Here is a 24,981-nt window from a genome sequence, read left to right as displayed (position 1 = left end):
CCTGCGTACAGGGGAAGACCGGTTTGTCGATTACTCTTCGTCTAACTCGATATTCAAACCAAGTGAACGGATTTCTTTCATAATTACATTGAAAGATTCCGGTGTACCCGGATCCATTTGCTGGTTGCCGCCAACGATGTTTTTATACATCTTCGTACGGCCATTCACGTCATCGGATTTCACAGTTAACATTTCTTGTAAAGTGTAAGCCGCACCGTATGCTTCAAGTGCCCATACCTCCATCTCACCGAAACGTTGACCACCGAATTGTGCTTTACCACCAAGTGGTTGTTGAGTAACAAGACTATAAGAACCAGTTGAACGAGCATGCATTTTGTCATCAACTAAGTGGTTCAATTTGAGCATGTACATATAACCTACGGTTACTGGACGCTCGAATTTCTCACCAGTACGGCCATCGTATAACGTGATCTGACCTGAAGTTGGTAAGCCACCAAGTTTCAACATTTCTTTGATTTCTTGCTCATCAGCACCATCAAACACTGGTGTTGCTACCGGCAAACCTTTACGTAGGTTTTCTGCTAAACGCATGATTTCGTCATCGCTAAAGGTGCTTAAATCAACTTTTTGTGCGCCATGACCTAAATCGTATGCTTTTTGCATATAGCCACGAAGTTTCTCAACATCTTGTTTTTGTTTGATCATCGCATTGATTTGATCACCGATACCTTTCGCCGCTAAGCCTAAGTGGGTTTCTAAGATCTGACCGATATTCATACGAGACGGTACGCCAAGTGGGTTCAATACGATTTCAACCGGTTGACCGTTTTCATCGTATGGCATATCTTCCACAGGGTTGATTTTTGAGATAACGCCTTTGTTACCGTGACGACCCGCCATTTTATCACCCGGTTGGATGTGACGTTTCACCGCAAGGTAAACTTTAACCACTTTTAACACGCCTGGTGCAAGGTCATCGCCTTTAATGATTTTCTTACGTTTTACTTCAAGTTTGTGTTCAAACTCTTTACGTAATTCTTCATATTGCTCAGCAAGCTGTTCTAATTGGTTTTGTTTTTCTTCATCTGAAATGGTTTGTTCTAACCATTTGGTGCGATCCATTTTATCTAATTGAGCCGCATCAATACCGCCAGCGATAAGTACATTACGTACACGAGCAAACAAGCCAGCTTCTAAGATTTCTAATTCATCAGAAAGGTCTTTCTTAGCTTGTTTTAACTGCATTTCTTCAATTTCTAATGCACGTTTGTCTTTTTCTACGCCATCACGGGTGAAGACTTGAACGTCGATTACAGTACCGCTTACGCTGTTTGGTACGCGTAATGAAGAGTCTTTCACATCAGACGCTTTTTCACCGAAGATTGCACGTAACAATTTTTCTTCTGGTGTTAATTGAGTTTCGCCTTTAGGGGTTACTTTACCGACTAAGATGTCACCACCTTTCACTTCAGCACCCACATAAACGATACCTGATTCATCCAATTTGCTTAATGCAGATTCACCAACGTTTGGAATATCTGCAGTGATTTCTTCAGAACCTAATTTAGTATCACGCGCCACACAAGATAATTCTTGAATATGGATTGTCGTGAAGCGGTCTTGTTGTACAACACGCTCAGAAACTAACATTGAGTCTTCGAAATTATAACCGTTCCAAGGCATGAACGCCACACGGATATTTTGACCTAATGCTAATTCACCTAAGTCTGTTGAAGGACCATCTGCTAATACTTCACCACGGTTAATTGGATCGCCTAAATTCACACAAGGAATTTGGTTGATACAGGTATTTTGGTTAGAACGAGTGTATTTAATTAAGTTATAAATATCGATACCCGCTTCGCCAGCTACAGTTTCATCTTCATTTACTTTGATAACGATACGAGATGCATCAACGTATTGAACTGTACCACCACGTTTTGCTACAACCGCCACACCAGAGTCTAGTGCGATTGGTTTTTCCATACCTGTACCAACTAACGGCTTATCAGCACGTAAAGTAGGGACCGCCTGACGTTGCATGTTCGCACCCATTAAGGCACGGTTCGCATCGTCATGCTCTAAGAATGGAATTAACGCTGCAGCCACAGATACCACTTGTTGGGTTGAAACGTCCATATAATGAATTTCTTCTGGTTTATAAAGACCAGATTCACCACGCTCACCACGAGCAGTAACGAATGCATCTGTAAAGCGATTGTTCTCATCAAGGTTTGAGTTCGCCTGTGCAATGATGTAGTTTGCTTCATCAATTGCAGATAAGTATTCGATTTCTTCGGTTACTTGACCATTCACTACTTTACGATATGGGGTTTCTAAGAAACCGTAATCGTTCGTACGAGCAAACGCAGAAAGTGAGTTGATCAAACCGATGTTTGGACCTTCAGGGGTTTCGATTGGACATAAACGACCATAGTGGGTGTTATGTACGTCACGCACCTCAAAGCCTGCGCGTTCACGCGTTAAACCGCCTGGGCCTAATGCAGAAATACGACGTTTGTGTGTCACTTCTGATAATGGGTTGTTTTGGTCCATGAATTGCGAAAGTTGTGAAGAACCAAAGAATTCTTTCACTGCCGCAGAAATTGGTTTTGGATTAATTAAGTCTTGTGGCGTGATCGCATCTAAATCGCCTAAAGATAAACGCTCTTTAACCGCTCTTTCTACACGAACTAAACCAATACGGAATTGGTTTTCTGCCATTTCACCCACAGAACGAATACGACGGTTACCCAAGTGGTCGATATCATCCACTTCACCACGACCATTACGGATATCGATGAGTTTTTTCATCACACGAATGATATCGTCGTTACTTAAAATACCCGTACCTTCGCCTTCAGGAATACCTAACGAGCGATTAAACTTCATACGACCTACTGCAGATAAATCATAGCGTTCTGCAGAGAAGAATAAGTTGTTGAATAATGCTTCTGAAGATTCTGGTGTAGGTGGTTCACCTGGGCGCATCATACGATAAATTTCATATAACGCACTTACACGATCATAAGTTGGATCAACACGTAATGTTTCAGAAATATACGGACCGTAATCTAAGTCATTAGTGAATAATGTCTCGATCACTTTATAGCCTGCTTGCGATAATTTCGCTAACACTTCTAAAGAAATCTCGCCATTTGCTGGGCAAATGATTTCACCTGATTCAAGATCAACGTAATCCTTCGCTGCAACTTTACCTGCGATATATTCAGTTGGTACTTCAACTTGTGTCACATTATCTTTTTCTAATGCTTTGATGTGACGAGCTGTAATACGACGACCGCGTTCTACATAGACTTTGCCATTTGCTTCGATATCAAATGTTGCTGTTTCACCACGTAGACGTTCTGGCACTAATGTCATCAGTAATTTATTGCCAGCGATTTCGAAAGTTACTTTATCGAAGAATAAGTTTAAGATTTCTTCAACCGTGTAACCTAACGCACGTAAAATAATGGTTGCCGGTAATTTACGACGGCGGTCAATACGCGCATATAAGTTATCTTTTGGATCAAATTCGAAATCTAACCAAGAACCACGGTAAGGGATAATACGTGCGTTATAAAGCACTTTACCTGAAGAGTGTGTTTTACCTTTGTCAGAATCAAAGAATACACCTGGGCTACGGTGTAATTGTGAAACGATAACACGCTCAGTACCATTGATAACAAAAGTACCGTTGTCAGTCATTAATGGGATTTCACCCATATATACTTCGCTTTCTTTAATGTCTTTGACTGCGCGTGATGAAGATTCTTTATCGTAGCTAACCAAACGTAATTTTACGCGTAAACCTGCTGCATAAGTTGAACCACGAATTTGGCATTCACGCACATCAAATTCTGGCTCTTCTAAACGGTAATCAACATATTGTAATTCTGTATAACCGTTATTGCTTACGATTGGGAAAACAGAACGGAATGCAGCTTCTAAGCCTTGTTGACCTTCAGGATCTTTTTGAATGAATTTATCAAAAGAATCTAATTGGATAGTTAATAAATAAGGTACATTTAAAACTTGCGGACGTTTGCCGAAGTCTTTACGAATTCGTTTTTTCTCAGTATAGGAGTAACCCATTATTGGTTTTCCTCTGTAAATTTTAGTGAGACCGAGTTGATATAAAAAAAGTGCGGTCAAATTGATTGACGTTTTTATTTATATCGGAGATTGACGCCGTTTCGGATACCGCACTCTGAACCTTACTTCTGTAGTGGGCTACTTAAATTAAAACGTCTGATTAATTTAAGTGGAAACAGATACCATTAAACGGAAAATGCCTATCTGTTTTTTGTGCTGTTTTTGATAGCACAAAATGGCTGATGGTAAACCACCAGCCATTAAGCCTGAGAAACAGGACATAAGCAAATCAAAAATTATTTGATTTCTACTTTTGCACCAGCTTCTTCTAATTCTTTCTTAAGTGCTTCAGCTTCTTCTTTAGAAACGCCTTCTTTTAAGTTAGCTGGAGCAGATTCAACTAAGTCTTTAGCTTCTTTTAAGCCTAAACCAGTTGCACCACGTACTGCTTTGATAACTGCTACTTTGTTAGCACCAGCTTCAGCAAGAACCACGTCGAATTCAGTTTTTTCTTCTGCCGCTGCTGCTGCACCGCCAGCTGCTGGAGCTGCTGCTACTGCTGCTGCAGAAACGCCGAATTTTTCTTCCATCGCTGCGATTAATTCAACGATTTCAGTTACAGATTTAGAAGCGATCGCTTCAATGATTTGTTCGTTAGTTAATGACATAACAATCAATTCCTAAAATTAATAAAGTTAAATGAAGTAAGAAACGCTTAATGATTAAGCTGCTTCTTGTAATTTGTCGCGTAATGCCGCAAAAGTGCGAACAAGTTTGCCTGCCGCAGCTTCTTTCATTGTGCCCATTAAACGTGCAATTGCTTCTTCGTAAGTTGGTAATGTTGCTAAGAATTCAACATCTTGGATCTTACCTTCAAAGGCTGCACCTTTAATTTCAAACTTATCGTTTGCTTTAGCAAAATCTTTGAACAAACGTGCTGCAGCACCTGGGTGTTCATTAGAGAATGCGATAAGTGTTGGACCTACAAACGTATCTTGTAAGCATTCGAAATCAGTGCCTTCAACCGCACGACGTAATAAAGTATTACGAACAACGCGCATTGTTACACCAGCTTCACGAGCTGCTTTACGTAATTCAGTCATTTTATCAACAGTTACACCGCGAGAATCCGCGATTACTGCTGAAAGTGCACCTTTGGCTGCTTCATTTACTTCAGCAACAATTGCTTGTTTGTCTTGAAGATTTAATGCCATTGGCTTTTAGCTCCTGAATACACTCCGATTTCTCGGAATTAATTTACCTCATCGAAAGAGTTATCTTTCAGACTAGGACGACTTCGGTGCCCAGAAGCAAGAAATATTCTTATTCTGTTCACCATCTACGTAGGATTATTAAGATAATTATTGCTAACCATTCCCTACGGTCTTGGACGGGGCTTGAATAGGTCAAGCACCAACCAGAAATTTTACGCTAAGCGTAATTTAGGAGCGAGATTATAGTGATTAATCTCGCTCTTGTAAAGTCTATTGTAGAAAAAATCTGCAGATTTTAACCGCACTTTCCTATCATTTTCTTACAGCAATAGCTTCGATTTCTAAGCCAACATCTTTTGGTAAGCGAGCAACTTCTACGCAAGAACGAGCTGGGAAATTCGGATGATTATTTTCTTTAAAGAATTTCTCATACTCTGCATTTACTGCGGCAAAATCATTAAGATCTTTCACAAACACAGTGGTTTTCACAATATCACCCACTTTCAAACCAGCCTGTTCAATAATCGCTTTCACGTTTTCTAACGATTGACGTGCTTGAGCCACAATATCTTTTGGCACTTCACCCGTTGCTGGGTTAACAGGAATTTGGCCTGATGTTAAAACTAAATTTCCTAAATCTACCGCTTGAACATAAGGGCCGATTGCGGCAGGGGCTTTTTCTGTATGAATGATTTTAGTCATGATATTCTCCTTTAATATTGACGTATGAATACGCTTGCTATCCTAACATATAAGTGACTTTATCGCTTATATGAGTATTCTTAATCAATCTCTTTTAATACATCATCAGACAATTCTTTCTGTGAGCTTTCTTTTACTTTGCCATCATTGACTTTAAATTCTAAATTCTGATAATAAGCTTCGCGGAAAGTAACATAAGGATCTTGTGCTTGATTTAGCAACTCGGTTTGGTCCAATGTTTTTGAGCGCTTATCTACGGCTTGCACACCATATTTCACCAGTGACCACGGACCGCCCACCCAATTCCAGAACGGATAAGTATAAGCAGCATCGACCACTGCACCCGTTAATTGACGAGGTGTCGTCGCATTATAAATTGGCAATACAATATAAGTGCCCGCATCTACACCATAGGTGCCCAATGTTTCCCCAAAGCTACGTTGATCATAAACCTGCAGATCTTTACTTGCACTGGCAAAATCAAATAAACCACCAATACCAAAGGTGGAGTTAATCCAGAAACGGTTAAAGTGAACAAAGGCTTTTTTAGGTTCACCTTCTAATAAACGGTTCACAAAGCTCACTGGCTCATCTAAGTTATTTGCCACATTAGATAAACCTTTTGTGACCGGTGTCGGCACGTAATCACGCCAGCCTTTCGCTGCAGGTTCTAACACATAACGGTCCATGACTTTATAGTTAAAATCAAACATCGTGCGGTTAAAACTTTCTAATTTATCATTGCGTTCACCATCTGCTTTAGTTGCACAACCCGTTAATAAAACTGTTGTTATTAAGCCGACCGCAAGTAAAGGTGTTTTTTTCATTCCACTTTCCTATCACAAAAAATTGTCTTTATTCTAACCAACTTGAAAGATAACTACAAAAGAATTTATTTAAGCCTTGAGATTGCTCTTTCTATTAGCCATTATTGAAATCGTATTTTTTAGTTTTTAAAAAATCACTTTTGTTCTCTGCATAAACAAAAATGCCACCCTTAGGTGGCATTCTTTGCAATAATCGTTAATTATTCAGTTGCATTTTTTAATGGAATTTCTGCATCTGGCTCGCGAGTAATACGGTTACGTAAATCACGACGAATAATCTCAATTGTCCAGAACCAGAAAATGTGTCCCACTAATTCAGAAATATGTTCATATAACGGCCATTCTGCCACAGGTGGTGTTAAACCTAATGCAGGGAAAGTAATGTAGTGAACACAAATATCTGCGATTAAACCCGCACCAATACCTTGCCAGAATTTAATTTTCGGGAAACGCTCTGCAACTAAACAGTAAGCGATAGCAAATACTAATGAGAAAGTAATGTGAGTCACGCCAATCCAGTCAAAACCATGATCTGCAAAAGTGAATGCGGCTTGAGTTGGATCAATACCTAAATAATCACGTAAGAATACGTGTGGTGGGTTTAAGAATGCACGTGAACAGACTTGAAGAATTTGATCTTGGCTTAAACCTGTGATGTCCACTTTACATGCAGCCGCGAAGAAGTCAATTGGACTACGCGGTGGGAATGGATGCTCAGCACCCCATTTTACGAATGCAGAAATTAAACCTGCAATAATACCAACAAAAATCGCTACGCCATAACGACGACGATTAGCAGGAGTTTGTTCAAAAATACCTGACATATATTTGCTCCGAAAAAAGAAAAAAATGACCGTACTTTGTATCAAAAGTCACGATTCCCATTTTGCTTTAGCAAAACTTGTCTTTGATTTTCAATGACCTTTACTTGTTAGTCAAGAACTAATTATTAAGAGTTAGAACATTTTATGATAAGAATAAAAAATGCGGTTATTTCTAACCGCACTTTCATGTTTTTAAAATTAAAGTTTTGCTGAAAGCATTGCTTCTAATTTCTCTTGGTCAACTGCAAATTTGCGAATCCCCTCTGCTAATTTCTCAACAGCCATCGCGTCGCTGTTATGTTGCCAGTAGAATTCTGCTTCAGTTAATGGTTGAGGTTTCGCTTTTACTTCACCTTTGTAGTCTAGTTTACGTACAAGTGCGGTTGAATTTTCTTGTAATTCTTTGAGTAAAGCGGGAGCGATAGTTAAACGATCACAACCTGCTAATTCAATAATTTCACCGACATTACGGAAACTTGCGCCCATTACCACTGTTTTATAACCGTATTCTTTGTAATAGTTATAAATTTTAGTTACAGAAATAACACCAGGGTCTTCTGCTGGAGCATATTCTTTTTTATCGGTATTTGCTTTGTACCAGTCTAAGATACGACCTACGAATGGTGAAATTAAATAAACACCCGCTTCAGCACACGCACGTGCTTGCGCTTCGGAGAATAATAAGGTTAAGTTACAGTTAATGCCTTCTTTTTCAAGAATTTCTGCTGCACGAATACCTTGCCATGTTGAAGCAATTTTGATCAAAATACGATCATTTGAAATGCCTGCAGCATTATAAAGTGCGATAAGTTTACGTGCTTTTTCAACAGTTGCTTGAGTATCGTAAGAGAGACGTGCATCTACTTCAGTTGAAATACGTCCAGGGACAATTTTTAAAATTTCTAAACCGATGTTTACCGCTAATTTATCTTCAGCATCAATTAATTGTTGAGCTTTATCCGCACTTTGTGCTTTGGCATAAGCAATCGCTTCATCAATTAATGGTGCATATTGTGGTAATGCTGAAGCACTTAAAATTAAAGATGGGTTTGTTGTTGCATCTTGCGGTTGGTATTTTTTAATGGCATCAATATCGCCAGTATCAGCCACAACGACGGTCATACTACGAAGTGAATCTAACTGAGTTGTCATTATATTCTCCTTGAATGGATTTGTTTGAATTCAACTGTCTTACGATAGCATAATTAGCTTTAAAAGGGTAATTCGTCCAGGAAAATATTTACGATAGGAAAAACCAATACATTCTAGATTTCCTCTCTCACATCATCATTTTTAGCAATTTTTTTAAAATTTATTAGATATAAATCACAAAACGTTATTTTTCTTTAAATAATTACCTTACAAATCTTTACAAAAATGACATTTTGAGCTAATAAGAGAAAGACTCTTTATAAAAATATCGCCTAATGACAAGGAGGCTCAAATGCAACACAAACTACTTTTCTCTGCAATTGCTCTTGCTCTTTCCTATTCTGCTCAAGCGGTTATAGTGCCTGAGGGAACGCAATTAGATGAAAAACAACATATCGTGATCAATAACGGGGCTGAACCACAAAGTTTTGACCCACAAAAAACTGAAGGTGTACCTGAATCTAACGTTGCTTATCAATTACTTGAAGGCTTAGTCACCTCAGACTCTGAAGGTAAACTTCAACCAGGTGTGGCTGAAAGCTGGGAAAATACACCTGACTTCAAAACCTGGACATTCCATTTGCGTAAAGATGCTAAATGGTCAAATGGCGATCCCGTTACCGCGCACGACTTCGTATTTGCGTGGCGTCGTTTAGTGGATCCTGCAACTGCCGCACCTTACGCAAGTTACTTAAGTTATTTACAAGTTGAAAATGCGCAAGACATTATTGACGGTAAGAAAAAACCGGCTGAATTAGGCGTGGAAGCAAAAGATGATTACACCTTTGTTGTTCATGCAACCAATCCTGTGCCTTATGCGGTCAGTTTAACGACTCACCAATCCTTATTGCCATTACCACAAAAAGTAGTCGAAAAATTAGGTGATGCATGGGTAAAAAAAGAAAACTACGTGGGTAACGGTGCGTATAAGCTAGCTAACCACATCATTAACGAAAAAATCGAATTTGAACGCAACCCACTCTACTGGAACGATAAAGAGACTGTCATTAACAGTGCAACATTCCTTGCGATTGAAAACCCTAGTACCGATGTGGCGCGTTATCGTGCAGGCGATTTAGATATGACCAGTTATGGTTTACCGCCAGAACAATTCGCTAAATTACAAAAAGAATTGCCAGGTGAAGTATACATTACTCGCACCCTTGCGACCTATTCTTACGAGCTAAACAATAAGAAAGCACCTTTTGATAACGTGAATATTCGCAAGGCCTTGAACTTATCCCTTGATCGTAATGTGATCACCGATAAAGTATTGGGCCAAGGTCAAACACCAACCTATGTGTTTACCCCAACTTACATCGAAGAAGGTCATCTCATTCAACAACCTGCTTATTCAAAAGAACCGATGGCACAACGTAATGAAGAAGCCATTAAACTCTTAGAAGAAGCTGGTTACAGCAAAGCGAATCCGTTGAAATTCAGCATTCTTTACAATACCAATGAAAACCACAAAAAAGTGGCCATTGCTGCAGCATCTATGTGGAAAGCGAACACCAAAGGTTTGATTGATGTGAAATTAGAAAACCAAGAGTGGAAAACTTACATTGATAGCCGTCGTGCAGGTCGTTACGATGCGGCACGTGCAGGCTGGAATGCGGATTACAACCAAGCAACAACATTCGGCAACTATTTCTTATCTAATTCGAGTAACAATACCGCGAAATACGCGAACCCAGAATATGATAAAGCCATTGCTGAATCTTATGTTGCAACGGATGCGGAAGGACGTGCAAAAGCCTACGCGAAAGCCGAAGAAATTCTTGCAAAAGATTTCGGTATCGTGCCAATCTTTAACTATGTGAATCCACGCTTAGTGAAACCTTACGTAAAAGGTTATTCAGGCAAAGATCCACAAGATCACATTTACTTACGCAACCTTTATATTATTAAACATTAATTCGTTGCTTGTATTTAAGTGCGGTTAAAAATTATCGTGTTTTTGACCGCACTTTTCGCCCATTTTGGTTGGAGTTATTATGCTCAAATTTATTTTTAAACGGCTGTTGGAAGCCTTACCAACGCTGTTTATTTTGATTACTTTTTCCTTCTTTCTGATGCGTCTCGCCCCTGGTAGCCCGTTCACATCAGAACGTGCTTATCCACCAGAAGTCATGGCTAATATCGAAGCGAAGTATCATTTAAATGAACCATTACATAAACAATATTTCCTTTATTTGGAAAACCTTTCCAAAGGCGATTTTGGCCCATCTTTCAAATATAAAGATCAATCGGTCAATGATTTAATCGCATCAGCCTTCCCTGTTTCCTTAAAATTAGGGATGGTCGCTTTCGCCTTTGCAGTGGTATTAGGTGTCACAGCGGGTACGCTTGCCGCACTCAATCAAAATAGCCGTTGGGATTATATTTTGATGAGTTTCTCAATGCTTGGAGTCATTATGCCAAGCTTTGTCTTCGCACCAGTCTTAGTACTGATTTTTGCCATTTATTTGGGGTGGTTACCCGCTGGCGGTTGGAATGGCGGTTCAGCAATGTACATTATTTTACCCGTAGCATCCTTAACTATCGCTTATGTTGCAGGGATTGCGCGTATCATGCGTGGCTCGATGATAGAAGTGTTGCATTCCAACTTTATTCGGACCGCCAAAGCTAAAGGACTTTCTACTTCGAGAATCATTTTAAAGCATGCTTTGCGCCCTGCCCTTTTACCTGTGATTACCTATTTAGGTCCTGCTTTCGTAGGGATTATTACTGGCTCAATGGTCATCGAAAGCGTATTTGGTTTACCTGGCATGGGGTTATTATTTGTAAACGGCGCATTGAACCGCGATTATTCTTTAGTTTTGAGCCTCACCATTTTAGTGGGGACATTAACCATTTTATTTAATGCGATTGTGGATATTTTATACGCCATCATCGATCCAAAAATTCGTTATTAAGGATAAGTTATGACAGATTATCGTACTCAGCCGATTAATCAGAAAAATGCGGATTTTGTGGAACACGTGGCTGACCGTATTGAAGAAATGCAACTGGAAGGCCGCAGTCTATGGCAAGATGCGAAACGCCGTTTTTTCCGCAACAAAGCGGCCGTTGCCAGTCTGATTATTCTAGCGTTTATTATTGTTTTTATTACCGTAGCACCTTGGTTCTTCCCCTTTACCTATGAAGATACCGATTGGAATATGATGAGCTCTCCACCAACAATGGAAGGCTATCACTTCTTCGGTACGGATGCTTCTGGTCGAGACTTACTGGTACGTACCGCTATTGGTGGACGTATTTCATTATTGGTCGGTATTGCTGGTGCTTTCATTTCTGTGACTATCGGCACAATTTATGGTGCGATTTCCGGCTATGTAGGCGGTAAAACGGATATGTTGATGATGCGCTTTTTGGAAATTCTTAGCTCATTTCCATTTATGTTCTTCGTCATTTTATTAGTAACCCTTTTTGGCCAAAACATTTTCTTAATTTTCATCGCAATTGGTGCCATTGCTTGGCTTGGTCTTGCTCGTATTGTACGTGGTCAAACCCTTAGTTTGAAAAATAAAGAATTCGTCGAAGCCGCCATCGTTTGTGGCGTGCCACGTCGCCAAATCATTTTCAAACACATTATTCCGAACGTATTGGGCTTAGTAGCAGTGTATGCTTCACTCGAAGTGCCAGGACTTATTCTTTTCGAATCATTCTTAAGTTTCTTAGGCTTAGGAACACAAGAGCCGATGAGTAGCTGGGGTGCGCTATTAAGTGATGGAGCAGCACAAATGGAAGTCTCGCCTTGGCTATTAATTTTCCCGGCATTTTTCCTTTGTCTCACACTGTTTTGTTTTAACTTTATCGGTGACGGGTTGCGTGATGCACTCGATCCAAAAGATAGATAGGAGCGAATCATGAATCCTTTATTAGATGTAAAAAATCTCTACGTTCGCTTCAAAACACCCGATGGTACCGTCACTGCGGTGAATGATTTAAACTTTACACTTAATGCGGGAAGCACGCTCGGCATCGTGGGTGAAAGTGGTTCAGGCAAATCACAAACTGCCTTTGCCTTAATGGGCTTATTGGCGGCCAATGGTACAGTGGAAGGTTCCGCCATCTTTGAAGGTAAAGAATTAGTTAATTTACCGAAGGATGAATTGAATAAAATCCGTGCCGAGCAAATTTCCATGATTTTCCAAGACCCGATGACCTCTCTCAACCCTTACATGAAAATCGGTGAACAGCTCATGGAAGTTCTACAGTTACACAAAGGTTATGATAAACAAACTGCCTTTGCTGAATCCGTGAAAATGCTGGATGCGGTCAAAATGCCGGAAGCGAAAAAACGCATGGGCATGTATCCACACGAGTTTTCAGGCGGTATGCGTCAACGGGTGATGATTGCGATGGCCTTATTATGCCGTCCAAAACTACTCATTGCCGATGAGCCCACCACCGCTTTGGATGTGACCGTTCAAGCGCAAATCATGACTTTGTTAAATGAGTTAAAACGTGAGTTTAATACCGCGATTATTATGATTACCCATGATCTTGGTGTCGTGGCAGGTATTTGCGATCAAGTGATGGTGATGTATGCCGGACGAACCATGGAATACGGCACAGCAGAGCAAATTTTCTATCATCCAACTCATCCCTATTCTATTGGCTTAATGGATGCGATTCCTCGCTTAGATGGCAATGAAGAACACTTGGTCACCATTCCAGGCAATCCACCAAATTTATTGCATTTGCCAAAAGGTTGTCCATTCTCACCTCGTTGCCAATTTGCTACCGAACAATGCCAAACTGCGCCTAAACTGACCGCATTTAATGAAAGTCAATTACGCAATTGTTGGTTACCCGTGGAGAAATTTACCCTATGACAATTTCAAATAACAAAGAATTACTCCTTGAAGTCAATCACTTAGGCGTTAGTTTTAAAATTAAAAACGATAAATCCCTTTTCTTCGCCAAACCTCAAACCTTAAAAGCGGTAAAGGATGTTTCCTTTAAGCTTTATGAAGGTGAAACCCTCGGTGTAGTAGGTGAATCGGGCTGTGGTAAATCCACGCTTGCACGTGCCATCATCGGCTTAGTCGAAGCGAGTGAAGGAGAGATCTTGTGGCTTGGTAAAAATTTACGAAAACAATCAGCTAAACAATGGAAAGATACTCGCAAAGATATCCAAATGATTTTCCAAGACCCCCTCGCCTCTCTCAATCCGCGAATGAATATTGGCGAAATCATTGCCGAACCATTAAAGATCTACCAACCGCACTTAAGTGCCGCTGAAGTGAAAGAAAAAGTACAAGCGATGATGTTAAAAGTCGGGCTTTTACCAAACTTGATTAACCGCTATCCTCATGAATTTTCTGGTGGCCAATGTCAGCGTATCGGTATCGCTCGTGCGTTAATCATTGAACCGAAAATGATCATTTGTGATGAGCCCGTTTCTGCGTTAGATGTGTCGATTCAGGCTCAAGTGGTAAATTTATTGAAATCCCTACAAAAAGAAATGGGGCTTTCCTTAATTTTTATCGCCCATGATTTAGCGGTGGTAAAACACATTTCTGACCGTGTGTTAGTGATGTATTTAGGCAATGCCATGGAATTAGGCAGCGATGAGGAAGTATATAACAACACTAAACATCCTTATACCAAAGCCTTAATGTCTGCAGTTCCGATTCCCGATCCGAAATTGGAACGCAATAAATCCATTGAATTGCTTGAAGGCGAGTTGCCTTCGCCAATTAATCCACCGTCTGGTTGCGTGTTCCGTACTCGCTGCCTGAAAGCCGATGAAAATTGTGCAAAACAGAAACCACCTTTTACCAGCCAAAACAACAGCCATTTTGTGGCTTGTTTGAAAGTCTTATAAAACAAAAAGTGCGGTCAACATTCACCGCACTTTTTACTTTTACAATTCTAATTTTTCTTCAATTACTTTAGCCAAATCATCTAGCATTGCATAGCGTTTGCGATACATAGAACGTTTCTTACTCGGTACCTCATCAAGATTTCTATCGTTCTCTAAAGGCAATTCCCAATAGTCTTTCAACTGTCCGCCTGATTCAGCAAAAATCGCATCATAATCTACAACATAATGAGAGCTTTGAATAAAACGCGATTTATTTTGATATTTTTGTAGAATACCTAATAATGTTTTGAAACCTAATGCTTTCGTCAATGCTTTCATTGTTTCCACCATCAAATAAGCAGGGCGTAAACCATGACACGTTTTTGTGAGTTGCTTCACCATCTCTTTAGAACCTTCAAAATTGGGTCCCTGCACCACAGAAATAAGTAATGCCTCATCAAGTTTGGCAAAAGTAAGCAAATATACTAATTCATTACGTGGTTTATGCCATAACTCCAATACCCAATAGCCTTCCATCGGTTGGTGCGTGGTCATTGACAATGTCATTTCAAAATCAGGAATTACTTCACCAAAACTTAATGGCGTTTTATAAATAGATGCTGAAAGTGCAGTCAATTTTTCAGGTAAAAAAAGTAGATTGTCACAAATAGCTTCGAAACGCTGTTTGCTATTAAAACGTTTATCTAAAAAACGATAAACTAATGGATAGCTATAATCTGCATGCTCATTTAATAATGTAACAAGAAAAGGATGCTGATTAATAAATTGCTCAAAGTGAACAATTGAGCCTTGATGTAAAAAAGATCGAAGACGATAACGTAGGCGCTTAAGCGCATAAGAACGCCCAGGCCTATCTGGATAAATGGCCTCCGCTTTTGGCCAGCGATATTGATTTTCTTGAGATTCCATAGTTATTAATATAATTAAAGAGGCTTTAAATCATGCAAAATGCGCATTTTCTCATAATTTCAGCAATTTTTCTATTTGTGATATGCTAGGGGCAATTGATGAAAGGAATACTTATGTCTGAAATTAAACTGAATTATCATAAAACGCATTTTCTTACGAGTGCCCCAAATATTCGTTCCATCCCAGAAGATACAGGAATTGAAATTGCTTTTGCTGGGCGTTCAAATGCAGGAAAGTCGACTGCACTTAATGCATTAACCAATCAAAAAAGCTTAGCTCGAACCTCTAAAACACCTGGTCGAACACAGCTCATCAATCTTTTTGAGGTGGAGCCGAATTGTAAACTAGTGGATTTACCTGGCTATGGTTATGCTGCTGTTCCTGAGAAAATGAAAATTGAATGGCAAAAATCCCTCGGGGAATATTTGCAAAAACGCGAATGTTTAGGCGGGCTTGTTGTTCTGATGGATATTCGTCATCCTTTAAAAGATCTTGATCAACAAATGATCGAATGGGCAGTTTCTGCTAATTTACCGGTTATGTTACTTTTAACTAAAGCGGATAAACTCAGCCAAAGTGCGCGTAGCAAACAAGTCAAAATGGTACGTGAAGCGATTTTACCCTTCCAAGGTGATATTCAAGTCGAAGCCTTTTCTGCACAAAATAAAATTGGCATTGATAAATTAGCGGCCAAACTAGATAGTTGGTTTGCACCACTTTTTTCGTAATTTTTGATAAAGAAAAAGTAATTTCTGCGATCAAGATCGCAAAAAAAGCATAGGATGTATGATTTCATTCTGTGCTTTTTTTATAGTGCGAAAATCTGATTATTTTCGACCGCACTTTAAGGAATCTGAATGTCTCTTGCTATTGTTTACAGCCGAGCCTCAATGGGCGTACAAGCCCCTCTTGTTACGATTGAGGTACACTTAAGTAACGGAAAGCCTGGATTTACCTTAGTAGGCCTCCCCGAAAAAACCGTAAAAGAAGCGCAAGATCGTGTCAGAAGTGCATTAATGAATGCGCAGTTCAAATATCCTGCCAAACGCATCACCGTCAATCTTGCACCGGCTGATTTACCCAAAGAAGGGGGACGATTTGATTTACCCATTGCGATAGGTATCTTGGCTGCATCAGAGCAATTAGACGGTAGTCGTTTAAAACAATTTGAATTCGTTGGTGAGCTCGCCTTGACGGGGGAATTACGTGGCGTACACGGTGTCATTCCTGCCATTTTAGCGGCACAAAAAGCCAAACGTGCCCCCATTATCGCTTATCAAAATGCTAATGAGGCATCGCTTGTCTCAGAGCAAGAGACTTATTTCGCTAAAAATCTGCTAGAAGTCGTGCAATTCTTAAATAATCAAGAAAAATTACCTTTGGCTTCATTACTTGCACAAGAAAGTGCGGTCGGATTTTCAGCTACAAATCACTTGGATTTGACCGATATTATTAGTCAGCAACATGCTAAACGAGCACTAACAATTGCGGCTGCAGGTCAGCATAATCTGCTCTTTTTAGGACCTCCTGGTACAGGTAAAACCATGTTGGCAAGTCGTCTCACTGCATTGCTCCCTGAAATGACAGATTTAGAAGCCATTGAAACCGCTTCGGTTACGAGTTTAGTACAAAATGAATTAAATTTTCATAACTGGAAACAACGACCATTCCGAGCACCACATCATAGTGCCTCATTACCAGCCTTAGTGGGTGGAGGAACCATTCCAAAACCAGGCGAAATATCGCTTGCACACAATGGTGTACTTTTCCTTGATGAACTACCTGAATTTGAGCGTAAAGTACTGGATGCTCTACGACAACCCTTAGAAAGTGGAGAAATCATTATTTCGCGTACCAATGCAAAAATCCAATTTCCCGCTCGCTTTCAATTAGTTGCAGCGATGAATCCAAGTCCAACAGGGCATTATACCGGAACACATAACCGCACCTCACCTCAGCAAGTGATGCGTTATTTAAATCGCCTTTCAGGGCCATTTTTAGATCGTTTTGATTTATCTATTGAAGTCCCTCTTCTGCCACAAGGTAGCTTACAAAATGCGGGAGATAGAGGTGAGACAAGCCAACAAGTACGAGAAAAAGTGTTAAAAGTGAGAGAAATTCAACTTGCTCGAGCCGGTAAAATCAATGCGTATCTTTCAAGCAAAGAAATTGAACGGGATTGTAAATTACAAGATAAAGATGCCCTGTTTCTTGAGAAGGCGCTGAATAAGCTAGGACTTTCAGTGAGAGCCTATCATCGGATTTTAAAAGTCTCACGCACAATTGCCGATTTAAATGGCGAAAAAGAAATACAACAACCTCATTTAGCAGAAGCACTAGGATATCGAGCGATGGATCGGTTGTTACAGAAATTATCTGCTGCTTAAAAAATAAAAGGGCGAATGATTCGCCCTTTTTCGTCTTCGATTCTTAATAATAAGAATGTTCACCACGTTGGTGTTCTGTGACGTCTCTTGCACCTTTTAATTCATTTGGGAAAAGCGAAACTAGCTGTTTCTCTACCCCGTCTTTTAAGGTAACATCAACCATTGAACAACCGTTACAGCCACCGCCGAATTGTAGAACGGCATAACCATCATCAGTAATTTCAATTAATGTGATTTTACCGCCATGGCTGGCTAATTGTGGATTAATTTGCGTTTGGATCACGTACTCTACGCGCTCAATTAAAGGCGCATCATCTGCAACTTTACGCATTTTAGCGTTAGGTGCTTTTAAAGTCAGTTGAGCGCCAAGCTCTTCGGTTACATAATCAATTTCAGCATCTTCTAAAAACGGTAAACTAATTTCATCTACAAATGCTGAAAAAGTATCGTATTTCATTTCGGTATCAGTTGCCTCAACTGAATTTGGCGGGCAATAGGACACGCCACATTCTGCTCCAGGAGTACCAGGATTCACGACAAAAATACGAATATTTGTACCTTCTTCTTGTGTATCTAAAAGTTTCCGAAAATGTGCTTGAGCAGCATCTGAAATAAAAATTTGTTCCATAAATAAAGTCCTAATACTTGATGCAATATATCGGGAATGATACTCCTATACGGCAATTTTTTCTACATTTATTCCTATTTTTATAGATATAGGTAAATCCTATCCTTAACAGATTTTAGGCTCGAGCTAAGCCCCATACTTGAATTTCTTTTACACCTAATTTTCGAAGTTGTTTGGCTATTTCTGCCAACGTTGAACCAGTTGTAATCACATCATCTACCAAAGCAACGCGTTCATAAGGAAAAGGCTTTTTGGTATTCACTGCAAAAGCATTTTTAAGATTGTGTCGTCGATCTTTCGCGGTTAAACCTCGCTGAGTATGGGTATGTTTAATCCGTTTCACCACATGATGACAGTTAGGCACATCACACCAGCGACTTAACCAGTTCGCTAATAAATCAGCTTGGTTGTAGCCCCGTTGCCATTGTCGAAAATGATATAACGGTACGGGAATAATCGCCTGTGGCAGCAAGAGCCCATGTGTTCGTCTCGCCTCTCGTACCGCAAGATAAAGCAAACGTGATAAACTGCGATCTAACCAAAACTGTTTTTGGAATTTAAAACGATGAATAAGTGAAGAAAGCGGTTCGAGATAATGCCCAATAATCACAATACGATCCCAAGCGGGTTCATTTCTCAAACAATGTCCACAGCCCATTGCATAATACTGCAAGGGTGAACCACACCGCCCACAATAAGGGAAAGTTTTAATCTGATTCTGACATCGACTACACAATCCATTTCGACCTAGATGAATAGATCGCTTGCAATGCACACAACTAAACTGAAAAAAATGGGAAAACATAAGAGAAATTGACCGCCTTTATTTTTTCACTTTTTCAACTTGCTTAAAATGCTTTTCTTTTTTAGCCATCTCCATTCTTTCACCTTGTTTCAAAATATGAGGGGTCACAAAAATGACGAGTTCTCGTTTTTGATGACGTTCACTTTCCTTACTAAATAAGCGCTTAATACCGGGAATATCACCTAATAATGGTACTTTATCGACACCTTTTGTGATCGTATCGTGAAATACACCACCCAATACAATCGTTTCGCCATCTTTAGCAAACACTTGCGTATTAATTTCTTGTTTATCAATGGATACGACTTCATTTTGCCCATAAGCCACACGATTCCCTGGAGAATTTTGACTCACTAATAAATCCAATAAAATATTATTATCCTTCGAAATATGCGGCGTGACTTCTAATCCCAACACCGCTTCTCGAAATTCCACTGATTGAGTGTCATTTTTCCCATTTGTCACCACATAAGGAATTTCTGTCCCTTGTTTGATGCTTGCACTTTTCTTATTGGTCGTGAGTAAGCGAGGGCTCGCTATAATTTCTACGTTATTTTCACGCTCAAGTGCGGTCAATTCTAAGTCTAATAATCGGCCATTAATTTTAGCGACTTGAAGAGCCAATGAGCCAGCTGGCGTGACCGTTGTCGCAAAATTTACATTTAAATTATCACTGATATGACTAAACCCATTCGCATCTAGGCTGCCACTCACTCGATGTGCTGCCTCAGTAGGGTTAAAAATACCCCAACGCACACCTAATTCTTTTAGGCTTTCATCAGTAATCGTCACAATACGTGCTTCAATGACAATTTGTTCAATCGGTTTATCCAGCTCTGCAATCAATTTTTTAATATTTTTGAGTGAACGTGCATCATCCTGAATCAGTAATACATTGCTTCGGTCATCAAAGGTAATGGTGCCACTAGGTGAAAGCAAAGAACCGCTACCTGTGGTTAAGGACTTCATCACATCAGAGGCCTTGGCAAAATGCAGTTTAATCGTTGTACTCACAAGAGGTATTTCACTAGGCAAACTTTCTCCGCTAATCGCCATCGGTTCTGTCATTTTCTCTGCATATTGTTCATGTTGAGAAGGCTTACCCAAATAATAAATATCATTTTCTTGATAAAAAGAGAGCCCTTTGATTTTTGCTACAGAACGCAATAAACGATCAAAATCCACATTATCTAATTGCAATGAAAGCGTTCCTTCTAACTCATCATCAATCATTAAATTAGCATTTTGCTCAAGGGCAAGTTGTTGGAGTATCGCCACCATTGGCGCCTGTTTTAAGCGAAGTGAAAATACGTGATTCTCTGCCGATGAATAGCTAGTCCATAGGATCAAAAAACACATTAAAAACTGACCGCACTTTGTTTTTATTTTCTGCTTTATCATTTTAAAATCTCATGATGATTGAGGTTGTTTGTTCACATTGTCCGGCTTTATAACCTTGAAACGTCACGCTGTTTTTACTCACTTTTTCAATTAAATAGCCCTCCTTTCCAATTCTCTGCCCGACTTGAGCGGAAAGAATATGTCCATCATCATTAAATAACACTTCTTCCTGTTTACCGGCTTGCACGACACCCACAATATGTAGCTGAGCCAATGGGCGTTCCTCTGCCAGTCTCGGCTCCGAATACACGCAAGTCGACACTGGCGGTAGGGTGAGCCCCTCTTTTGGATATTCGGTTTGTTCTCTTTGTTTACGATCAAAAGGATCTTGTGAAAATGCTGATACAGAAAAAAACGCTATCAAGATTAAGAAGAGCTTTTTCATTATTTGTCCTTATCTAGTTGAAAAATTAACTCACATGCAATAGAAGCATTTTCCTCTTCATCTAATTTTTCAATGTTTAATTGCGTTAAGGAAAGTTTAGGAACATCGTTTAAAAGTGCGGTCAAAAATTGTTGTAAATCGACAAAATAGCCTTGTAATGACAAATGCAACAACGTATGTTGAGAAAAATCCCAACGCAAATCCAACGCTCGAAGTCGCCCATTTAACAATGCCTGAACATGCTGATTGATCGGCAACACAGAATTAGCTAATTCTGGAGAAAGTTGTCGGCTGTCTGACTTTTGTCTTAACGTTTGTAAAATCTTTTCCTGTTTATCCCACTCTTGTTGTTGCAAACTCAATTCTGCATCAAGTCGATGTCGTTCACTGCTATTTTCAACGTAACGAAAAATAGGTAAGAAAATAACCGCACTTAATGCACACAACCAAAAGGCAGCATGGACTATTTGAGGTAATCGAAGCCATTTACCCAACCAACCTTGTGCAGTTTTTTGAACAATCTCATTGATAAGGTTCCTCATTGCACAGGCTCCGATAACTGAATATCAAATTGAAAGAATAACTGCTGTTGCACTGGCTGAAACTTAGTTAAGTTAACCTCTGTAAAATGATGTTTAAGAAATTGATGTATTGCTTCAAACTCTTGTTGGCTTTCTGTCATGCCGGAAAGGACAAGTTGCTTAGCATTGAGCGTAAATTCATCTAACTCACCTTGTTGTAAGGGCAACTCAGTTAATAAATTAAGCATTCGATACACATATTCCGTCTCCATTTCAGTCAACTCATTCATTTCTTTTAAGTTACTTTGTAGTTGTTGAACTTGAATGCGTTTCTGATGGACTTGATTGGTGACTTGCACAAGTTTTTCTTTTGTCTGATTTAGGGTTTGTGCTTGTTGTTCATTAAGGTGACTCAAACCAACAACAATCAAAATAGAGCAAGCTAACCAAATTAATCCTTGCCACATAAAGCGCCAAAAAGCCTTTTGATGTTGTTCTAAACGCCAAGGCAATAAATTAAGGCTTAACATCATCACTCTCCCGATTAATTAGAGGTAAAAGTGCGGGTGTTTTTGAGGATAAATCCACTAGCTTTAAATCGGTTTGCCAGAGTGCATTGCCTAAAGCGATGAAAGGTAAATCTGTTTCAATTCGCAGCCAATCCTGAGGCAGTAATTCGATTGTGCGTGAATTTAATATATCGGTCGTTTGATACACATAAATCTGTTCTATTGTTTCAGGAAAACGCTGGATAAATTGTTGATAAAGCTCAGATAAATCACTTTGAGATTGCAAGACTTGTCGTTGTTGTAAGCGTTCACAAACGGCAAGACAACCTTGTTGATCCTGATATAAAAATAAGGTGTTAGTCGGCTCTTGCCCTAAAATGGCATAAAATGCACGCAAAATGCTGTGATTCAGTAAATCAAGTGCGGTCAATTTTAGCGGCAAATATTTTGCTAATTCTGCATTGGCACTTTCTTTTCGAATTGCCGTGATATCCAAACGAAAACCTTGTTTTAATGGCGTGGTCAGATAATCAAACCATAATTCATCCAACGGAATCGGTAATTCTTTTTGCAAAATAAAACGACATTGCTGTTCACACTCCTGAGCATTGAGTGTTTGCGGTAAAATAAGCGTTTTAGACCAAGTCAAATGGGGTGAAATGGCGCCAATAAAACAACATTGGTTCGTTTTTTGCGGTAAATGAGGTAATAATTGGGAAAAAATGTCCTTTTGTTGTCCATTCAAGCAAATAGATTGAACTTTGTGGAATTCATCTAGCCAAACAAAATAGAGGTTATCTTGTTGTTTACTCACACCAATTTGTTGTTTTCGCTGCTTTCTAGGAACAATTCCCATATTCTTTCCTATTCTTTAAGGGATTAATCTTTTATACTTAGCAGCCAAAATCATAATTTTGATTTTTTGAATATTCATTAAACCAGAGAGAATTTTACGATGCGGATCGCAAAATTAATATTAAGTACCCTATTTACGATATGTATACTGGGGTTAGTCGCCGGTGGTGTACTGTATTTTCACTTAAAGTCCTCCTTACCATCGGTTGAGAACCTAAAAACTGTTGAATTGCAACAACCGATGCAAATTTATACGGCTGATGGCAAATTAATCGGTGAAGTCGGTGAACAACGCCGTATTCCTGTGAAATTAGAAAATGTGCCTCAGCGTCTGCAAGATGCTTTCTTAGCGACAGAAGATAGCCGTTTTTATGAACATCACGGCTTAGATCCTGTCGGTATTGCTCGTGCGATTTTTGTTGCGGTCAACAATGGTGGTGCATCTCAAGGGGCTAGTACCATTACGCAACAGCTTGCGCGTAACTTCTTCTTAACGCCAGAAAAAACCATTATTCGTAAAGCTCGCGAAGCAGTATTGGCCATTGAAATTGAAAATGCCTTAAGCAAACAAGAAATTTTAGAACTCTACTTAAATAAAATTTTCTTAGGGTATCGTTCTTATGGCGTTGCAGCTGCCGCGCAAACCTACTTTGGTAAAAACTTAGATGAATTAACACTTTCTGAAATGGCCGTCATTGCAGGCTTACCAAAAGCGCCTTCTACCATGAATCCACTCTATTCGCCAAAACGTGCGGAAGAACGTCGAAATGTGGTTTTAAGTCGAATGCTTGATGAGAATAAAATCACCAAAGCAGAATATGATGCAGCGATTAAAGAGCCAATCGTCGCAAGCTATCACGGTGCTAAATTTGAGTTCCGTGCAGACTATGTAACTGAAATGGTTCGTCAAGAAATGGTAAAACGCTTTGGTGAAGAAGATGCTTACACTAAAGGTTATAAAGTTTTCACGACAGTACTTTCAAAAGATCAAGCAGAAGCTCAAAAAGCCGTCCGTAATAACTTAATCGATTATGACATGCGTCATGGCTGGCGTGGCGGTGCACCACTTTGGAAAAAAGGTGAAACCCCATGGGATAATGAACGCATTGTCGCTTTCTTGAAAAAATTACCTGATTCAGAACCATTCATTCCAGCAGCAGTAACCGCATTAGGTAAGAATGGGGCAGAATTACTTTTAGCCAATAATGAAACGATGACGCTCTCTTCTAATGCAATGCGTTGGGCAGGTAGATCACCGGTTAAAGTGGGCGAACAAATTTGGATTCGTAAACGTGATAACGGTGAATGGATTTTAGGTCAAATCCCAGCCGCTAACTCTGCATTAGTTTCATTAAACTCAGATAATGGTGCAATTGAAGCCATGGTGGGTGGTTTTAGTTATGAACAAAGTAAATTCAACCGTGCAACTCAATCTTTAGTGCAAGTCGGTTCTTCGATTAAACCATTTATCTATGCGGCTGCATTAGAAAAAGGTTTAACGCTTTCAAGCGTATTGCAAGACAGTCCTATCTCTATTCAAAAACCAGGACAACCTTTGTGGCAACCTAAAAACTCACCTGATCGTTATGACGGTCCTATGCGTTTACGTGTAGGTTTAGGTCAATCTAAAAATATGATTGCCATCCGAGCACTACAAACTGCAGGTGTTGGCTTTACGGCTGACTTCTTACAACGATTTGGGTTCAAACGTGACCAATATTTTGCCAGTGAAGCGCTTGCATTAGGGGCGGCATCCTTCACTCCATTGGAAATGGCTCGTGCTTATGCAGTATTTGATAACGGTGGTTTCTTAATTGATCCTTATCTTATCGAAAAAATTCAAGATAATACCGGTAAAGATTTATTTATTGCGAACCCGAAAATTGCTTGTATTACCTGTAACGACATTCCGGTGATTTATGGTGAAACCAAAGATAAAATTGATGGTTTTAAAGATGTCGCAG

The 24,981-nt window shown here is 39.6% G+C and carries 22 protein-coding genes and 1 pseudogene; 8 read left to right on the top strand and 15 right to left on the bottom strand.

All coding sequences use genetic code 11. The annotated features are described in order from the left end of the window. Window positions 1–30: 30 nt before the first annotated feature. From rpoB to tal, 7 genes are all read right to left on the bottom strand, one after another. Window positions 31–4,059, bottom strand: coding sequence for a DNA-directed RNA polymerase subunit beta (gene rpoB / locus DPV85_RS08445; protein WP_111327714.1), 4,029 nt, complete (start codon window positions 4,057–4,059; stop codon window positions 31–33). Between the two features lie 296 nt (window positions 4,060–4,355). Continuing rightward, the gene (rplL, locus tag DPV85_RS08440; RefSeq protein ID WP_005697375.1) at window positions 4,356–4,727 is read right to left on the bottom strand and encodes a 50S ribosomal protein L7/L12; all 372 of its coding nucleotides are present in this window, start codon (window positions 4,725–4,727) and stop codon (window positions 4,356–4,358) included. A gap of 54 nt (window positions 4,728–4,781) precedes the next feature. Further along, on the bottom strand, window positions 4,782–5,273 hold the full coding sequence (rplJ, locus tag DPV85_RS08435; RefSeq protein ID WP_005694693.1) for a 50S ribosomal protein L10: 492 nt from the start codon (window positions 5,271–5,273) through the stop codon (window positions 4,782–4,784). Window positions 5,274–5,585: 312 nt separating this feature from the next. Then, window positions 5,586–5,975, bottom strand: a complete 390-nt coding sequence (locus DPV85_RS08430; RefSeq protein ID WP_005694694.1) for a RidA family protein — start codon at window positions 5,973–5,975, stop codon at window positions 5,586–5,588. 80 nt (window positions 5,976–6,055) lie between these two features. Beyond that, window positions 6,056–6,802, bottom strand: a complete 747-nt coding sequence (locus DPV85_RS08425) for an MlaA family lipoprotein (RefSeq protein ID WP_049365772.1) — start codon at window positions 6,800–6,802, stop codon at window positions 6,056–6,058. Between the two features lie 200 nt (window positions 6,803–7,002). After that, entirely contained in the window at window positions 7,003–7,626 is a 624-nt protein-coding gene (locus DPV85_RS08420) for a YagU family protein (protein WP_005700166.1), read from the bottom strand. Window positions 7,627–7,824: 198 nt separating this feature from the next. After that, on the bottom strand, window positions 7,825–8,778 hold the full coding sequence (gene tal / locus DPV85_RS08415; protein ID WP_005697398.1) for a transaldolase: 954 nt from the start codon (window positions 8,776–8,778) through the stop codon (window positions 7,825–7,827). Window positions 8,779–9,070: 292 nt separating this feature from the next. Between tal and DPV85_RS08410 the strand changes: the two genes are divergently transcribed. The 5 genes from DPV85_RS08410 to oppF all read left to right on the top strand — a co-directional run bounded on the left by DPV85_RS08410 (window position 9,071) and on the right by oppF (window position 14,617). Further along, window positions 9,071–10,696 (top strand): ABC transporter substrate-binding protein, encoded by a 1,626-nt coding sequence (locus tag DPV85_RS08410; protein ID WP_111327713.1) that lies wholly within the window; start codon window positions 9,071–9,073, stop codon window positions 10,694–10,696. Window positions 10,697–10,775: 79 nt separating this feature from the next. Then, a complete protein-coding gene (gene oppB, locus DPV85_RS08405; RefSeq protein ID WP_005700169.1) occupies window positions 10,776–11,696 on the top strand; it encodes an oligopeptide ABC transporter permease OppB in 921 nt (306 codons plus the stop codon). 9 nt (window positions 11,697–11,705) lie between these two features. Beyond that, complete coding sequence (gene oppC, locus DPV85_RS08400; RefSeq protein WP_111327712.1) at window positions 11,706–12,641, top strand: oligopeptide ABC transporter permease OppC; 936 nt, start codon at window positions 11,706–11,708, stop codon at window positions 12,639–12,641. Between the two features lie 9 nt (window positions 12,642–12,650). Next, window positions 12,651–13,622: an ABC transporter ATP-binding protein gene (locus DPV85_RS08395; RefSeq protein WP_111327711.1), complete on the top strand. Its 972-nt coding sequence runs from the start codon at window positions 12,651–12,653 to the stop codon at window positions 13,620–13,622. After that, on the top strand, window positions 13,619–14,617 hold the full coding sequence (gene oppF / locus DPV85_RS08390; protein ID WP_111327710.1) for a murein tripeptide/oligopeptide ABC transporter ATP binding protein OppF: 999 nt from the start codon (window positions 13,619–13,621) through the stop codon (window positions 14,615–14,617). Before DPV85_RS08395 ends, oppF begins: the two co-directional genes overlap by 4 nt. A 39-nt stretch (window positions 14,618–14,656) precedes the next feature. Here the strand turns inward: oppF and DPV85_RS08385 are convergent, their stop codons facing one another. Continuing rightward, the gene (locus DPV85_RS08385) at window positions 14,657–15,526 is read right to left on the bottom strand and encodes a VirK/YbjX family protein (protein WP_111327709.1); all 870 of its coding nucleotides are present in this window, start codon (window positions 15,524–15,526) and stop codon (window positions 14,657–14,659) included. 113 nt (window positions 15,527–15,639) lie between these two features. Between DPV85_RS08385 and yihA the strand changes: the two genes are divergently transcribed. After that, on the top strand, window positions 15,640–16,254 hold the full coding sequence (gene yihA, locus DPV85_RS08380; RefSeq protein WP_049365765.1) for a ribosome biogenesis GTP-binding protein YihA/YsxC: 615 nt from the start codon (window positions 15,640–15,642) through the stop codon (window positions 16,252–16,254). Between the two features lie 129 nt (window positions 16,255–16,383). After that, window positions 16,384–17,913 carry a YifB family Mg chelatase-like AAA ATPase gene (locus tag DPV85_RS08375; protein WP_111327708.1) on the top strand — a complete coding sequence of 510 codons (1,530 nt, stop codon included), beginning with the start codon at window positions 16,384–16,386 and terminating at the stop codon, window positions 17,911–17,913. Window positions 17,914–17,956: 43 nt separating this feature from the next. On the opposite strand, the gene nfuA is transcribed toward DPV85_RS08375, so the two are convergent. From nfuA to DPV85_RS08340, 7 genes are all read right to left on the bottom strand, one after another. Then, on the bottom strand, window positions 17,957–18,541 hold the full coding sequence (gene nfuA, locus DPV85_RS08370; protein WP_005694707.1) for a Fe-S biogenesis protein NfuA: 585 nt from the start codon (window positions 18,539–18,541) through the stop codon (window positions 17,957–17,959). 115 nt (window positions 18,542–18,656) lie between these two features. Continuing rightward, window positions 18,657–19,346: a type I phosphoribosyltransferase gene (locus DPV85_RS08365; RefSeq protein WP_049371351.1), complete on the bottom strand. Its 690-nt coding sequence runs from the start codon at window positions 19,344–19,346 to the stop codon at window positions 18,657–18,659. Between the two features lie 18 nt (window positions 19,347–19,364). Then, window positions 19,365–20,747, bottom strand: a complete 1,383-nt coding sequence (locus DPV85_RS08360) for a type IV pilus secretin PilQ (protein ID WP_111327707.1) — start codon at window positions 20,745–20,747, stop codon at window positions 19,365–19,367. Between the two features lies 1 nt (window position 20,748). Further along, window positions 20,749–21,132 carry a pilus assembly protein PilP gene (locus DPV85_RS08355; RefSeq protein ID WP_111327706.1) on the bottom strand — a complete coding sequence of 128 codons (384 nt, stop codon included), beginning with the start codon at window positions 21,130–21,132 and terminating at the stop codon, window positions 20,749–20,751. Then, window positions 21,132–21,674: a competence protein ComC gene (locus DPV85_RS08350; RefSeq protein WP_111327705.1), complete on the bottom strand. Its 543-nt coding sequence runs from the start codon at window positions 21,672–21,674 to the stop codon at window positions 21,132–21,134. Before DPV85_RS08350 ends, DPV85_RS08355 begins: the two co-directional genes overlap by 1 nt. Further along, a complete protein-coding gene (locus DPV85_RS08345; RefSeq protein ID WP_243584679.1) occupies window positions 21,671–22,186 on the bottom strand; it encodes a PilN domain-containing protein in 516 nt (171 codons plus the stop codon). Before DPV85_RS08345 ends, DPV85_RS08350 begins: the two co-directional genes overlap by 4 nt. Continuing rightward, entirely contained in the window at window positions 22,170–23,018 is an 849-nt protein-coding gene (locus tag DPV85_RS08340; protein ID WP_111327703.1) for a pilus assembly protein PilM, read from the bottom strand. The genes DPV85_RS08345 and DPV85_RS08340 overlap by 17 nt, the downstream gene beginning before the upstream one ends. 99 nt (window positions 23,019–23,117) lie before the next feature. On the opposite strand from DPV85_RS08340, the pseudogene DPV85_RS08335 reads away from it, so the two are divergent. After that, window positions 23,118–24,968, top strand: a pseudogene (locus DPV85_RS08335) (penicillin-binding protein 1A); the annotation flags it as partial. Between the last annotated feature and the right edge of the window lie 13 nt (window positions 24,969–24,981).

It is taken from the genome of Haemophilus parainfluenzae, from assembly GCF_003252725.1.
In the GTDB taxonomy this organism is placed as follows: Bacteria; Pseudomonadota; Gammaproteobacteria; order Enterobacterales; family Pasteurellaceae; genus Haemophilus_D; species Haemophilus_D parainfluenzae_L.
This window is presented reverse-complemented; position numbering and strand designations above follow the sequence as displayed.

Excerpts from the sequence above, each read along its gene's own strand:
- DPV85_RS08395 (WP_111327711.1), top strand. The coding sequence starts at position 12,651 with ATGAATCCTTTATTAGATGTAAAAAATCTCTACGTTCGCTTCAAAACA.
- DPV85_RS08340 (WP_111327703.1), bottom strand. The coding sequence starts at position 23,018 with ATGGGAATTGTTCCTAGAAAGCAGCGAAAACAACAAATTGGTGTGAGT.
- DPV85_RS08385 (WP_111327709.1), bottom strand. The coding sequence starts at position 15,526 with ATGGAATCTCAAGAAAATCAATATCGCTGGCCAAAAGCGGAGGCCATT.
- rpoB (WP_111327714.1), bottom strand. The coding sequence starts at position 4,059 with ATGGGTTACTCCTATACTGAGAAAAAACGAATTCGTAAAGACTTCGGC.
- rplL (WP_005697375.1), bottom strand. The coding sequence starts at position 4,727 with ATGTCATTAACTAACGAACAAATCATTGAAGCGATCGCTTCTAAATCT.
- DPV85_RS08345 (WP_243584679.1), bottom strand. The coding sequence starts at position 22,186 with ATGATGTTAAGCCTTAATTTATTGCCTTGGCGTTTAGAACAACATCAA.
- DPV85_RS08355 (WP_111327706.1), bottom strand. The coding sequence starts at position 21,132 with ATGAAAAAGCTCTTCTTAATCTTGATAGCGTTTTTTTCTGTATCAGCA.
- oppB (WP_005700169.1), top strand. The coding sequence starts at position 10,776 with ATGCTCAAATTTATTTTTAAACGGCTGTTGGAAGCCTTACCAACGCTG.
- nfuA (WP_005694707.1), bottom strand. The coding sequence starts at position 18,541 with ATGGAACAAATTTTTATTTCAGATGCTGCTCAAGCACATTTTCGGAAA.
- oppC (WP_111327712.1), top strand. The coding sequence starts at position 11,706 with ATGACAGATTATCGTACTCAGCCGATTAATCAGAAAAATGCGGATTTT.
- DPV85_RS08425 (WP_049365772.1), bottom strand. The coding sequence starts at position 6,802 with ATGAAAAAAACACCTTTACTTGCGGTCGGCTTAATAACAACAGTTTTA.
- oppF (WP_111327710.1), top strand. The coding sequence starts at position 13,619 with ATGACAATTTCAAATAACAAAGAATTACTCCTTGAAGTCAATCACTTA.
- yihA (WP_049365765.1), top strand. The coding sequence starts at position 15,640 with ATGTCTGAAATTAAACTGAATTATCATAAAACGCATTTTCTTACGAGT.
- DPV85_RS08420 (WP_005700166.1), bottom strand. The coding sequence starts at position 7,626 with ATGTCAGGTATTTTTGAACAAACTCCTGCTAATCGTCGTCGTTATGGC.
- DPV85_RS08375 (WP_111327708.1), top strand. The coding sequence starts at position 16,384 with ATGTCTCTTGCTATTGTTTACAGCCGAGCCTCAATGGGCGTACAAGCC.
- rplJ (WP_005694693.1), bottom strand. The coding sequence starts at position 5,273 with ATGGCATTAAATCTTCAAGACAAACAAGCAATTGTTGCTGAAGTAAAT.
- DPV85_RS08365 (WP_049371351.1), bottom strand. The coding sequence starts at position 19,346 with ATGTTTTCCCATTTTTTTCAGTTTAGTTGTGTGCATTGCAAGCGATCT.
- DPV85_RS08410 (WP_111327713.1), top strand. The coding sequence starts at position 9,071 with ATGCAACACAAACTACTTTTCTCTGCAATTGCTCTTGCTCTTTCCTAT.
- DPV85_RS08360 (WP_111327707.1), bottom strand. The coding sequence starts at position 20,747 with ATGATAAAGCAGAAAATAAAAACAAAGTGCGGTCAGTTTTTAATGTGT.
- DPV85_RS08430 (WP_005694694.1), bottom strand. The coding sequence starts at position 5,975 with ATGACTAAAATCATTCATACAGAAAAAGCCCCTGCCGCAATCGGCCCT.
- tal (WP_005697398.1), bottom strand. The coding sequence starts at position 8,778 with ATGACAACTCAGTTAGATTCACTTCGTAGTATGACCGTCGTTGTGGCT.
- DPV85_RS08350 (WP_111327705.1), bottom strand. The coding sequence starts at position 21,674 with ATGAGGAACCTTATCAATGAGATTGTTCAAAAAACTGCACAAGGTTGG.